Annotated in this window: 13 protein-coding genes and 1 pseudogene; 8 read left to right on the top strand and 6 right to left on the bottom strand. The window is 61.7% G+C overall.

Going from position 1 to position 12458, the window contains the following annotated elements:
• The first annotated feature begins 14 nt into the window (after window positions 1-14).
• Window positions 15-1145 (top strand): Wadjet anti-phage system protein JetD domain-containing protein, encoded by a 1131-nt coding sequence (locus tag MTX19_RS35400; RefSeq protein ID WP_280985706.1) that lies wholly within the window; start codon window positions 15-17, stop codon window positions 1143-1145.
• Window positions 1146-1586: 441 nt separating this feature from the next.
• Here the strand turns inward: MTX19_RS35400 and MTX19_RS35395 are convergent, their stop codons facing one another.
• Both MTX19_RS35395 and MTX19_RS35390 read right to left on the bottom strand, forming a co-directional pair.
• Window positions 1587-1910: a host attachment protein gene (locus MTX19_RS35395; RefSeq protein ID WP_280984988.1), complete on the bottom strand. Its 324-nt coding sequence runs from the start codon at window positions 1908-1910 to the stop codon at window positions 1587-1589.
• 218 nt (window positions 1911-2128) lie between these two features.
• Window positions 2129-3193 carry an ATP-binding protein gene (locus MTX19_RS35390; protein WP_280981338.1) on the bottom strand — a complete coding sequence of 355 codons (1065 nt, stop codon included), beginning with the start codon at window positions 3191-3193 and terminating at the stop codon, window positions 2129-2131.
• A gap of 421 nt (window positions 3194-3614) precedes the next feature.
• Here MTX19_RS35390 and MTX19_RS35385 point away from each other — a divergent pair, with 421 nt between their 5' ends.
• Complete coding sequence (locus MTX19_RS35385; protein WP_280981337.1) at window positions 3615-4028, top strand: cupin domain-containing protein; 414 nt, start codon at window positions 3615-3617, stop codon at window positions 4026-4028.
• Between the two features lie 198 nt (window positions 4029-4226).
• Here MTX19_RS35385 and MTX19_RS35380 read toward each other — a convergent pair whose 3' ends face one another.
• Window positions 4227-5006 carry an IclR family transcriptional regulator C-terminal domain-containing protein gene (locus tag MTX19_RS35380; protein ID WP_280981336.1) on the bottom strand — a complete coding sequence of 260 codons (780 nt, stop codon included), beginning with the start codon at window positions 5004-5006 and terminating at the stop codon, window positions 4227-4229.
• A 110-nt stretch (window positions 5007-5116) separates the two neighbouring features.
• Between MTX19_RS35380 and MTX19_RS35375 the strand changes: the two genes are divergently transcribed.
• From MTX19_RS35375 to MTX19_RS35350, 6 genes and pseudogenes are all read left to right on the top strand, one after another.
• Entirely contained in the window at window positions 5117-6373 is a 1257-nt protein-coding gene (locus MTX19_RS35375) for an aromatic ring-hydroxylating dioxygenase subunit alpha (protein ID WP_280981335.1), read from the top strand.
• Window positions 6374-6383: 10 nt separating this feature from the next.
• On the top strand, window positions 6384-6854 hold the full coding sequence (locus tag MTX19_RS35370; protein ID WP_280981334.1) for an aromatic-ring-hydroxylating dioxygenase subunit beta: 471 nt from the start codon (window positions 6384-6386) through the stop codon (window positions 6852-6854).
• On the top strand, window positions 6851-7840 hold the full coding sequence (locus tag MTX19_RS35365) for a 4-hydroxythreonine-4-phosphate dehydrogenase PdxA (protein WP_280981333.1): 990 nt from the start codon (window positions 6851-6853) through the stop codon (window positions 7838-7840). The genes MTX19_RS35370 and MTX19_RS35365 overlap by 4 nt, the downstream gene beginning before the upstream one ends.
• Window positions 7837-8049: pseudogene (locus tag MTX19_RS35360) on the top strand (2Fe-2S iron-sulfur cluster-binding protein); the annotation flags it as partial. The gene MTX19_RS35365 and the pseudogene MTX19_RS35360, both read left to right, overlap by 4 nt.
• A 60-nt stretch (window positions 8050-8109) precedes the next feature.
• Window positions 8110-8868 (top strand): NAD(P)H-flavin reductase, encoded by a 759-nt coding sequence (locus tag MTX19_RS35355; RefSeq protein WP_280984987.1) that lies wholly within the window; start codon window positions 8110-8112, stop codon window positions 8866-8868.
• Window positions 8819-10315 carry an MFS transporter gene (locus tag MTX19_RS35350; protein WP_280985705.1) on the top strand — a complete coding sequence of 499 codons (1497 nt, stop codon included), beginning with the start codon at window positions 8819-8821 and terminating at the stop codon, window positions 10313-10315. The genes MTX19_RS35355 and MTX19_RS35350 overlap by 50 nt, the downstream gene beginning before the upstream one ends.
• 131 nt (window positions 10316-10446) lie before the next feature.
• Here the strand turns inward: MTX19_RS35350 and MTX19_RS35345 are convergent, their stop codons facing one another.
• The 3 genes from MTX19_RS35345 to MTX19_RS35335 all read right to left on the bottom strand — a co-directional run bounded on the left by MTX19_RS35345 (window position 10447) and on the right by MTX19_RS35335 (window position 12458).
• Window positions 10447-10839, bottom strand: coding sequence for a thioredoxin family protein (locus tag MTX19_RS35345; RefSeq protein ID WP_280984986.1), 393 nt, complete (start codon window positions 10837-10839; stop codon window positions 10447-10449).
• A gap of 332 nt (window positions 10840-11171) precedes the next feature.
• Entirely contained in the window at window positions 11172-11609 is a 438-nt protein-coding gene (locus MTX19_RS35340; RefSeq protein WP_280981330.1) for a hypothetical protein, read from the bottom strand.
• Between the two features lie 24 nt (window positions 11610-11633).
• On the bottom strand, window positions 11634-12458 hold the full coding sequence (locus MTX19_RS35335; protein ID WP_280981329.1) for a protein-disulfide reductase DsbD domain-containing protein: 825 nt from the start codon (window positions 12456-12458) through the stop codon (window positions 11634-11636).

Genomic DNA, 12458 nt, shown 5'->3' with positions numbered 1-12458 from the left:
GGGCAACCGCGATCATGGCGCCCGAGGCGGCGCTGAACGAACCTCTTGTCCGGCGCGTCCTGACGCGGGTTCTGGACCGCCTTGACGCCCAGCCGCAGGCCGAGCGCACGCATTCTATCCGCATCAACCTTGATGCAGGGACGGCCCCAGAGATCCATGCGGCGGACTCGCTTTCGGCGCGCGCCGTCGCCTGGGCATCGATTGATGGCGCGGTTGCCGCCGGTTGGACGACCATTGGATACCGTAAGCATCGCCGGCACGGCGCGCGGGAGGAGCGCGAACCTTATCTCGACTTCGATTGGCCGGACGCCGTCGAAGAGCTCATGCGGGAGAAATTAAGCAGACCGCGCAAAGCAACGTCATACGCATCCCAATGGCGCATTCGGCTTACGCAGCAAAACCTGCCAATTTCCGCAACGTCGCTTGCCAAGCTTCTTGCCGCGCCGATCGAGATCAGCACGCGCTCAATCGATGAGGTGCTAAGCCGTTTCCTCTCGATCCGGGAGCTGGCGCGCGAGCCACTTCTGCTGCGCGAGGTCTCTTCGCGTGTTTTTTGGGGGCTTTCAAAGATCCTCGACGGTCGTGCCGATGTTGTGGCAGCCCTCCTCGATAATGATGAGTGCCCCTTTGCCGAGCAGCCGATCGTTCTCAACGTTCATGTGTCCACCGGGCCGAACGCCTTTTTGTTCATCGAGAACCTTGTCGCTTTTGAACGGTTGAAGGCCGGCGGCAATCTCAGCGACATGGCGCTGATCTTTTCGAGTGGGTTCCGAGGCACGGCGGGGCGCTTGCGCCGAGCCAACGGATGCAGCGCCTATTATTCTCGCGCGAGTTCGCCCACGGCAGTAGTCGCGTTCGAGGGCATGCTGTTTTCAGCCGTGGATATTCCGGCCTATTTCTGGGGTGACCTCGACTATGCCGGCATGGCAATCCTCGCCTCGCTCCGGACAATCTTTCCTTCTGTCCAAGCCTGGAAGCCCGGTTACGAGCCGATGCTCGCGCGCCTAAAAGCGGGCGACGGTCATTCCCCCGGCGAGAGCGGCAAGGAGCGCCAGCGTGCCATCGAGGCTACCGGCTGCACTTATGCCGATGAAGAACTCCTTCCGGCTTTGCGGGCAACGGGCGCATTTTTGGATCAAGAGTGATCGCCTGGAGGAATTGACCGCCATCGCGCCAGCGTTCTTGCGGGCCATCTACTCAATTCCCTCGTTCGGGAATCGCGAAATTCGCCGTCAACGTTTGCCCCCTAGATACCAGCAAAAATACCAGCAAAACGATCCGCTGCAGCGGGCGCTTCCGCGAACTTTTACTAATGTTTTCAAATGCGCCGCCCAAACTCTCCTGAAAAATCTGGAATCGAACCAGGGCTGCAAGCTATTGTTACAACGATCGGCTTGTTCGCTTTACCGATTGCCGCTTTCTTGTCAGCGGACACGCCCAAGCCCCGCGAGAGGCCACGCGTCTCTAACGGTCGGTTCTTCCCGAACGCTCTAAAGGGGGGCTGTCTTCAGTTGTCGGTCGCAGGCGCTATTCGCGCCGGGTTATCACTGGGCAGGCTTCCGCAGGCAGCCGTTTCCGGAGGCGCGTCAGGCGTCCGCGATCAGTGAGGCGATGTCCTCGAGCGAACGCCGGCTAAAGTCCTTCGCGAACTCGCCAACGATTTTGCCTCTCAGATCGCGGTGGAAGTGCTTGCGCATCTCCTCCAGGGTCCTGTGGTCGGAGACAACGACCAAGCGTTCAATGGTCCCGTCCAAACTGAGCTTGTTCAGAAACGCGGCCGTCGCTGCCGCGAAATCGTCCTGCCAAGCCGCCTGCCATCGGGGTTGGCAGAGCCGGTGTGATGCCGTGCACGCGGGCCTGAGTGGGCCGGCGCAGGCGGAGCGCCATGATCTCGACCAGGTGCACCCCAGGTTTCACGCCTGTATTGTGGAACAGGCGGATCGTCTCGCGGTCAGCGACCGCTACTGTCGCACCAGTAGGTAGAATCATCGAAGGACCTCCTGTTCGGCCCGTGATCTCGGCATCGGCGGGGGCGACGTGGTCCGTCTCGTGGTCGATCGGACGGTCGAGGCGACCGGGCGGGATCATGAGCTCCATCGCTGAGCCGGTCTCCAGGTCGTCGCGCCGGCTACGACTTCGGCGCAGCTGTCGCTGGGGCGACGACGTGGAATACTCCGCCGTTGGCGGACGGCGTGTACGCGATCTCCGTGCCGATACTGCTGGGGAGCCCAGCTGCGTGCACGCGCGGGAGGAAGAGACGCACAAGGGTGCCGGCACCTCGCTCGCTCTCCATCCCGATCGCGCCGCCTCGGCCTTCGGCGAATCGCCGGACATGGGCAAGCCCGAGGCCTGTGCCGCTGCCAGCGGCCTTTGTCGTGAAGTAAGGGGTGAACGCTTGCGAGAGGACCTCCTCCGTCATGCCCTCCCCGTCGTCGGCGACGACGATCTCAACGAACGCCCGCACCGCGCCCGCGGACGGCGCGACGTTCCGCGCTGCGACGGTGATCGTGCCGCCGTTCGGCATGGCATCGGCCGCGTTTCGGCAGAGGTTCAGCAGCGCGAAGTACAGCTCCTCCGGGTCCGCGTCGAAGTCCCATACATCAGGGGCGATATCGGTGCGGACCGTGATGTCGGGACGCAGCGCCTGGTCCAGCGTGCCCGCCAGCGCTGCAAGGTGGCTGCCCGCGACCGACCCGCCGATCGACTCGACGCGTGGTCGCGCAGCGTCGAGGAACTGACGGCTCAGCAACGCCGCTTGCGTGATCGCGTGCTGCATCTTGCTGACGATGGCTTTTCGGTATGCGGCGTCGTTCTGGCACTCGAGCAGCCGCAGCCCGCTGCCGATCACGGCGAGAAGGTTGTTGATGTCGTGGACCAGGAACTGCCCTACGTCCCCGATCGCCACCGCCGCCTCCGGCCGGCGGGAGGAGAACACGCCGCGCGTGCCGGACCGTGGGGCGGTCCGGCACAGGACCCCGGAGATCTCACCGCCGCGCCCGACGAGCGGAATCTCCACGCACCTGGACGCGATGAGGCCGCTGCAGTCGTCGCGGACGCTCCGCACCCTCCCGCCGAATGCCCGCTGTACTCCAAGCGCGACGCCGGCGCTGTCCGCGAGCACGACGACATCCTCCTGCGGAGGGCTCTCGACCACGCGGGGGAAGGAAACGTGGGGTGTCTCTTCGATCTGCATGTCGGACTCCTTGCTTGCGATTGTTAAACGGAACGCCGACTTCGGCCCGAACACGAGGGCGGGCCACGACAGCTCGAAGATTGAGTCTATGATGGTCTAAAGGAAAATCACCTCTTGCCATGGAGTCCATAGCCGACCGTTATCGGAATGGCTGAGCGACGCTCGGCAGGCTGCGGAGGGAGTGCGGCGCTTCCGTCTGCGAGCATTCGCCCGAGCGGAACCGTCGGCGACCGCAAAGAGATGTTTACGCGCCTACGGCCATCATAACACGCGGCTATCGACTTCATGGCGTGACGTCATTTCCAGTTCGCCGCGTGCAATCACATGCTGACAAGCGTGAGCGGCAACCTTTCGCCGCCACTCCGAGACCCGAACAAGGGTCCACAATCAGGAACAAGGGTCCACAATCAGGAGGCTACAGATGTCAGTGAAGCAGCCGGTTCTCACGCCGCCCCGCAGCGGCGAGACGATGACCTCAAGCGGAGGCTCGAGCGTCGAGATGAAAGTGGAGAGCAGCCAGACCGGAGGCGAATATAGCGCTGTCCTGTGGACGGTGCGGGCCGGGGAGGAGCCGCCGCTGCACACCCACTCTCGCGAGGACGAACTGCTCTACGTGGTGCAGGGGCAACTAATCGCGCGGGTCGGCGATGCCCGCGTCGAAGTGGGGCCGGGCGCCTATGCGGCTCTTCCCCGCGGAGTGCCGCATACGATCGAAGTGGTCGGCGACCAGGCGACCCTGTTGCTCAGCTTCGTGCCGGGTGGGCTGGAGCGATTTATGGTTCCCAGAAAAGGCGAGCAGCCCGATCCGGCCGCTTTCGGCCTGACGTTCCCCTAGGGGCGGGGACCGCAGGCGCGGCGTTCGCGACCGTGCGTCCGCGCAGGCCGGGGTGCCGGCCGCGCGCAACCGCGCCGGATGATTGATTCCGGGCGCCGGCTAGGTGCACCTAACGGCCTCTGGCTTTGGGCCGACTAGCGCATCGCCGCGGTGGTGAGGTGCACCACGCCGTCGCTGTACGAATGGCGGAGCAGCGCTTCAGCGCAGCTCTTTCAACGGCTGTGAGATCTGGTTTGCGCAGTTGAGCAACACAGGCAGCAGGCGTTTGCGCAGATCGCTGACTTTAACGCGAGCCGAGGCCGCACTCACGCTAACGGCGGCCACGACGTCGCCGTTGGCGACAAACACCGGGACGGCCATCGATCTGATTCCCGGCGCCAGTTCCTCGTCGCTGATGGCATAGCCGTTCTTCGCGGCGGTTCGGATCGCGGACAGAATGTCCGGGATGGTGGTCAGTGTCCGCGGCGAGCGCGCGCTCAGCGGATGCCGGCTCAGCCGTCGTGTGATGTCATCATCGGTGTGGCGGCCGAGTAGAATGCGGCCCGTCGCCGAGCAATAGAGCGGCAGATAGGCTCCGACGCGAACGCCGGTCTGGACGTAGTGCTCGGCTTGCGCGCGCGCGATGAAGAGTGCTTGATCGTCGTCAAGCACCGCCAGCGAAACCGATTCCGCGATTTCGTCGCGCGCGCGCTCCAGAAGCGGCTGGGCGATTTGCACGAGTTTATCGCGCTCGGACATCATGCCGCCTAGTCGGCGCAGACGAGGCAGGGGACGGAAGTCTCGTCCTGATAGCTCCAGGTAATTCAACTCGACCAGAGTGAGGAGGCATCTGCGTGCTGCGGCGCGTGTGGCGCCTGACGCACGTGCAGCGTCGGCGACACTCATCACCGGGTGAACCGAGAACGCCTCGATGATCGCGAGGCCTTTTGCGAGCCCCGCCATTCCTTCCCGCTTCTCTTTGGCTTCCGCGATCGCCATGGCCGGGTCCGCCTTGACAGCCCGTTTAGAGCAGCTCAAGGTGTTCGAAATGCAGCTATTTGTTCGATATTCGAACAAGTCGAATATGATGTCAAGCGTGAGGAGCGCCGATGAACAAGATCGTTTTGCCGCCGGAGCCAGCGAATCCAGTCAACTGGCCGGAGGGGTTCACCCGCGTTCCGTATTGGGTGTTTCAGAATCAATCGGTTTACGCGGAGGAGCAACGCCGGATCTTCCAGGGCCCGAATTGGCATTATCTCGCGCTGGAAGTTGAGTTGACGGAGCCCGGCGATTTCCTCACGACACACATCGGCGACACGCCGGTGATCGTCACCCGTGACACCGACAATGAAATCTACGCGTTCGAAAACCGCTGCGCCCATCGCGGCGCGCTGATCTGCCTGGAAAATCGCGGCAAGCATCGCAAGGATTTCAGTTGCGTGTATCACGCCTGGAATTACGACCCGCAGGGCAACCTGACAGGCGTCGCTTTCAAGGACGGCATCAAGGGCAAGGGCGGCATGCCCGACTCGTTCAAGATGGAGCAGCACGGTCCGCGCAAGCTGCGCATCGCGATCATTCACGGTCTGATCTTCGGCTCATTCTCCGAAGACGTGCCATCGATCGAGGAATATCTCGGCGAGGAGATCATGAACCGCATCGAGCGGGTGCTCGGCGGCCGCACCCCGGTGGTGCTCGGGCGGTTCACTCAAGTGCTCCCGAACAACTGGAAGCTCTACATGGAGAACGTCAAGGACTCTTATCACGCCAGCATTCTGCATCTCTTCTTCACGACCTTCGAATTGAACCGGCTGTCGATGAAGGGCGGCATCATGGTTGATGAGAGTGGCGGACATCACGTCAGCTATTCGGCGGTCGATCGTGAGGCAGACAAGGATGTTGACTACGCCAAGCAGCAACTGCGCTCCGAGAGCGAGTACAAGCTCGCCGATCCGAGCTTACTGGAAAGCTTCGACGAGTATCACGACGGCTGCACGCTGCAGATCCTGTCGGTGTTTCCGACCTTCGTGCTGCAGCAGATCCAGAACGCGATCGCGGTGCGCCAGATAGTGCCGCGCGCGGTCGACAGGACCGATCTGAACTGGACCTATCTCGGCTTCACCGATGACACACCCGAGCAGCGCCTGACGCGCATCAAGCAGGGCAACCTGGTCGGCCCTGCCGGGTACATCTCGATGGAAGACGGCTGTGTCGGCGGCTTCGTGCAGCGTGGCATTGCCGGCGCAAGCGACGATCACGCGGTCCTCGAGATGGGGGGCGCCGATGCCAAGAGCAGCGAGAGCCGGGTGACCGAGGCGTCGGTGCGCGGCCTCTGGAAGGCGTATCGCGCCAACATGGGAATCTGAGGACTGCACCATGAGTGGTAACTCTCTGCAATACATCACCAAGGCGCAGGCCGATTACGCGCGCTGCATCGACGATGATCGTCTTGAGGATTGGCCGAGTCTGTTTCACGGTCCGTGCCTGTACAAGATCACCACCGCGTCGAACTATCGTGACGGGCTAGAGGCCGGCATCGTGTTCGCCAACTCGCGCGGTATGCTGAACGATCGCGTCTCGGCTCTACGCGAAGCCAATATTTACGAGCGGCAGAGCTATCGCCACATCCTTGGACTGCCATCGATCCTGTCGGAAGACGGAGCAAAAGTGCGTAGCGAAACACCGTTCATGGTAGCGCGCATCCTGCAGGATGGAGACACGTCGATCTATGCCACCGGCCGCTATTTCGATCTCTATGAGATCGTGAATGGTAAAGCGCAACTGCACGAGCGCACGGTCGTGTGTGACAGTTCGCGGATCGACACGCTGTTGGCGCTGCCGTTATGACGCCGAAAATCGTCGCGCTGACCATCGGTGACCCCAATGGCATCGGCCCTGAAATCGCCGTCAAGGCTGCAATGCTGTGCGCAGAGGCGCAGTCGGAATCGCGTCCGATTCTGGTTGGCGATGAGCACGTTATCCGCTTCTACGCGGACAAATTCGCGCCCGGCCGGCCGCTGATGCAAGGTGGGCCGTCCACCGACAAACAGGCGCTGCTTTATCATCCCGTTGCGGCTCTGGACGCCAAATCCTTCCAGCCGGGGCAGGGGAGCGCGGAGGCTGGCCGTGCGACCGTAGCCTATGTCGGGGCCGCGCTCGACCTCGCGACGCGAGGGCGCGCCCACAGCATCGTGGCGTGCCCGCATTCCGAGACCAACGTGAACTCCGCCGGCATCAAGTTTTCCGGTTATCCGAGCCTGTTGGCGCGGCTAAAGAAGGTTTCGAAGGATGAGGTGTTCCTCATGCTGGTGGGCGCCGGCTTGCGCATCGTTCATGTGACCTTGCACGAGCGGCTTTTCGACGCCCTCAATCGGATAACGCCAACGCTGATCGAGCGCGCCATTCGCACAACGATCGACGCCCTGCGAAATCTCGGCATTCCGCATCCGCGGCTTGGTGTTTTCGGCATCAACCCCCACGCGGGCGAAGGCGGTCTTTTTGGCGATGATGACGACCGTATCGTCAAGCCGCTGATCGAACGGCTGAAGGCGGAAGGCGTCGATATCGAGGGGCCGATGGGAGCTGACCTGATGCTTGGTCATCAAGGCTTCGATGCATTCGTGGCGATGTATCACGATCAGGGACACATCCCGATCAAGTTGTTGGCGGGCCGGAATTCGGCCGCGATGTCGATCGGCGCCGGTCTGATGTTTTCAAGCGTCGGCCACGGCAGTGCCTTCGACATTGCGGGCAAAGGCATCGCCGATCCGACGCCCGTCCTGCGCTGCATTCAGCTCGTGGCAGGTGCCAACCAATTCAAGGAAACGGCATGACGCACACAATCGGAATTGAGGACGCCGACATCAGCTTCACCTGCAATGACGACGAGACTATCCTCGCCGCGGCGGAGCGCGCGGGCTACACGATGCCTTACTCCTGCCGGAAGGGCGTCTGCGCGTCCTGCGAAGGCTTTTTAAGCAAGGGCGACGTCAAGCAGCGCTCGAAGGAAATGACAGGCCCGGCTGGCAAGGTCCTGTTCTGCACGGCCACCGCCAAGAGCGATCTCACCATCCGACCGCGCCGGATCCAACGCCACGATCCGTTGGCGCGGAAGAAAATTCAGGCGCGGGTCTTTCGCATGTCGCGCCCGGCAGATGATGTGGCCATCCTGCAATTGCGCTTCCCGGCCAGCATTCGCGCCAAGTTCAAGGCCGGGCAGTATCTCCGCATTCGCACGCCCGATGGCGACGAGCGCAGCTTTTCAATGGCCAATGCGCCGCAGGAGAGTGACGGTGTGCAGTTGCACATTCGACACGTGCCCGGCGGCGCGTTCTCCGAAAAGGTGCTGGCGTCCTTGCGGCTCGACGACAAGCTCGAAGTGGAGGTGCCGTTCGGCGATTTTCATCTGCGGGAAGACGATCAAGCGCGTTACGTGTTCGTCGCAACCGGCACCGGCTTCGCGCCGTTGAAATCGATCCTCGATGATATGATCCGACGGAGGCTCAATCGCGAGGTGCGCTTCTACTGGGGCGGGCGCAGCAGGGCCGATCTTTATCTCGCGGAGACCTGCGAGAAATGGGAAAAGCGCTATCCGTGGTTCACGTTCATTCCAGTGCTGTCCGAGCCCGACGCGAATTGGAGGGGGCGTCGTGGTCTGGTGCACGCTGCCGTGCTCGAGGATCTTCCCGATCTGTCGGACCGGCATGTCTATGCCTGCGGCAATCCTATGATGATCGAGGCCGCGCGCAATGAATTCCAGGCGCGTGGTGGTGTGCGCAGGGACCGCTTCTACGCCGATGCGTTCGTGCCAAGTGGATCTTCCGACACAAACCAGCCGCAACTCTTGCAATCCGCAGGCTGACCATTTCTGCACGTCTTCGCGCCTGCGGCACGACACGATCGCCGCGCTGTCATCAAGTCAAAAAACAAATCGGGCCGGAGATAGTCTGGCCAGCAAAGGTGAGGAAATGAGTACCGAGGTTGCTTTTGATGTCCCATCCTTCATAAATTCCCGCCGTACCGGGATCACGCAATACGGCATCGTGCTGCTGTGCGGTCTCGTCATGTTCCTCGACGGGTTCGATACGCAAGCCATCAGCTACATGGTGCCTTCAATCGCAAAAGAGTGGGGACTCACCAAGCAGCTTCTTGGACCGATCTTTTCGTCGGCGCTGACTGGACTGATGGTGGGCTATCTGCTCGTTTCGCCGTTTTCGGATCGCTTCGGCCATCGCAAGCTCGTCATCATCTCCACGTTTGCTTTCGCCTTGCTGACGTTTGCGACAATTTTCGCAACGAACGTCACCGGATTGATTGCGTTGCGCTTTTTGACCGGCATTGCGCTCGGGTCAGTGGTGCCTAGCGCCATCGCGTTGACCACCGAATTCAGTCCGGCGAGGCTGCGCGCGACATTCGTCTTGGTGATCTATGCTGGCTTCTCGCTGGGCTTCGTCGCGGCCGGCGCGGTCGCAGCTTGGGTTACCCCCGAGTATGGCTGGCGATCGATGCTGTGGATCGGTGCGGCCGCGCCCATGGTCGTCGCGATCCTGGCGCTGCTGTTCTTGCCGGAGTCGATGGATTTCTTGATCCGCACAAAGGCGCAACCGGATGCGGTCTGGCGTGTGGTGCGTCGCGTGGACGGCGCATTGCCCGTGCAAGGACCGACGCGGTTCGTCACGGCGGCGGCTGAACGGCGCAGTGCGGTCAGAAGTCTGTTCTCATCCGGGCGCGCCGCAGGAACGCTGGTGATCTGGGTTGTATTCATGCTCAATCTAGCCGAATTCTACGCGCTGCAAAGTTGGCTACCGTCGATGCTGACGAATGCCGGCCATTCTCTCGACACAGTCGCACTCGCCACTAGCATGACCACTGTCGGCGGTATCGTCGCCGCGTTTGCGGTCGGACCGGCGATGGATCGCATTGGCCCCTATAGCTCTCTGGCGACGGTTTATCTGTCTGGCGTCCTCTTTGTTGCCTTGTTCGGCTATTCGATCGACAAATCGAGCTGGATGATGGTGGCGACTGCATTCTGCGCCGGCTTTTGCGTCAGCGGCGGACAGAAGAGCGTGATCGCGCTGGCGGCGATTTATTATCCGACCTCGATCAGATCCACGGGCGTTGGCTGGGCTCTTGGGATGGGTAGATTTGGCGGTATCGGCGGCCCGCTGTTGATCGGAGCCTTGCTCGCGTATCACCTCAACGCTCAGCACATTCTCTACGTCGCCGGGGTCCCGATGCTGCTGGCCGGATTGCTCATCTTCCTGCTTGGACATTGGCATAAGCGAGACGTAGCTAAAGGCGAAGATTAGGTTAATTCTCGAACTTGAGGAAAAGACAGCGCTCGTCGCGCAAATCACGCTGCGGGCGCCGCTGGGAAGGCGCGCGGTTGAAGGTTATCGCCCGCGCGTGAATCGAACGCGATCAATGATGATAGGACTTCTCAGTGTTCCTGCGTTGTCCGTAACGCTTTCCGTAAAGAGGGGGTACTGTTGAAAGGACTCGTGCCTCCGTCGCGACGCGATCGATACCAGAGATCGAAAGCCGCGCCGGACCCGCCCCAGCGAAGCCGGAACCACATTATCGCCGGATCGCCATTCGTCCAATTTCCGACCATCGTGATCACTCCAGCCTCAGCAAACGCCTTGCGTGTATTAGGCTGATCGAAATCGAGCCGCTCGTTGACCTTGCATGTCAGGCACCAAGCCGTAGTAAAATAAGGAAATACCGGCGTGCCGGCTGCGTGTAACTCGTCAAGCTCGGCGGCGTTGAATGGGACAAAGCCTTTGGCAGTTTCGACTTCGTTGCAGAGCCCTGTACGCGGCAACAGCACCATAACTCCCAAGGCGCGCGCCGAGGCGACCAACGCCGGCCACTATGCCCATGTTTTGAGCGCGCGTTGGAACAGGCCGGTCCGACAGAGGACCGACAAGCCGCCGAACGCCAGGATCACGGCGTCAGCGTCTGCCTGGCGGACCAGAACCCAAGCCAACCCCAATGCCGTCGCGAACATGGGAACGGCGTGAGCCTTACGCAGCGGTCCGACCAGGTGCTCGGCGGCGGGAGATGCCTACGGAGCGAAGGAATATATCCAAGCACCAGAAACGGAAGCGCCCCAACCCAGACCGATCCCCGCGAATATGAGCATTGCGATCGGTGCCGGGAGCACTAGCGCAGCTCCCACTGCGCCCCATGAACGGACCGGTGCAGGGCGTAGCGACGAACGGCGCCAAGACCCCGATCCACAACGCGCCGACCTTGCCACCTTTTGCCGCAAGCGCCGACCCAGCCGATATCGTTCCGAGCTCGAACAGGCCCGCTAAGTTGAAAGCAATAGTTCCTGTCAGTAGAACCAACATGAACGCGATAGGCGGGGTCCTGAAACTGGGAGGCCCAGCCAATCTGACTTCCGAAGGAGCGAAGCACCAGAATGACACCGCCCAAAATCGCGCCGGCCGTGCACGCGATAGCCTCGTGTCGAACCTCCTTTTCGTCCTGGCCGGCTCGGAAGAAGCTCAGCACCTTCAAGCCGAGGATCGGGAATACATATGGCCTCACATTGAGGGTGAGGCGGCCGGCGATCGTTTCTATGAGAACCGTCACCATGAAAAGGACCGAAAGGCCGGCGCCTCATTTAACAGGGGGAACGGTCCCGGCCGTCGCTGAGAAACTCAGGCCTGTCCCATCTCCGAGCGCGAGGACGCCGTCGATAGTGTCAACATCCTTTGCTCCCGTCGCGGTAGAGACGACCAGCCTGTCTCCTTCGCGCGTGAAGGTCTGCGGCGCGCTGCTCGTGACGGCGTCTTCGGTACCGACGAACAGGTGCGGATCGTTGACCTGTACCGCCCGCGGTAGCGGAAACGCGAACCGAATTTCCTTTCCATTGCGCTCGTAGCGTGTTGGAGAACCGATCGGGCGGGGTAGCACCTGGCGCCAACCATCGAACTGCTTCGATCGGGCTCTATCGATCGCACCGTCGCCAATCGTGAGATTCAGATGAGCTTCAGCCGATTCCGGAACGCATATTGTCGACGTGCAAACGAGATATTGTGTCTTGAGATTTACCGGGAAGGAAGTCCCGGCGGCCAATCCGCACGGAACGTGCACGGGGACCAGAAGCGCATAGGATCTGGCGAAGACATGATTCATCATGCCAGAGATCACCAGTGTAGTCGGCACCGGGTACGCCGGCTCACCGGCCGTTGCCTCTCGCGGCAAATCCCAGTTTAGCGTCGTCGGAAAGCCCGCGTCGCCCGGTAGCTTCCAATAGCCGTGCCAGCCCTTTTCGGGCGTCATCGAGATGGCCAGCGTCATCGTCGAACCTGGCGCGGGCGAATTCGTTTCAGGTACGAGTTCGACCGTCAGATGATGCGATTGAGGCGCCGCCGCCCAAACGCTGCCCGCAATCGCCGCGACAAGTGCGCCCAGGACCGCCCGCCGTAGGAGCGACAACAC

The organism is Bradyrhizobium sp. ISRA464 (assembly GCF_029910095.1).
Lineage (GTDB): Bacteria > Pseudomonadota > Alphaproteobacteria > Rhizobiales > Xanthobacteraceae > Bradyrhizobium.
Note: the sequence above shows the minus strand (reverse complement) of the source record. Positions and strands in the feature narration are given on the sequence as shown.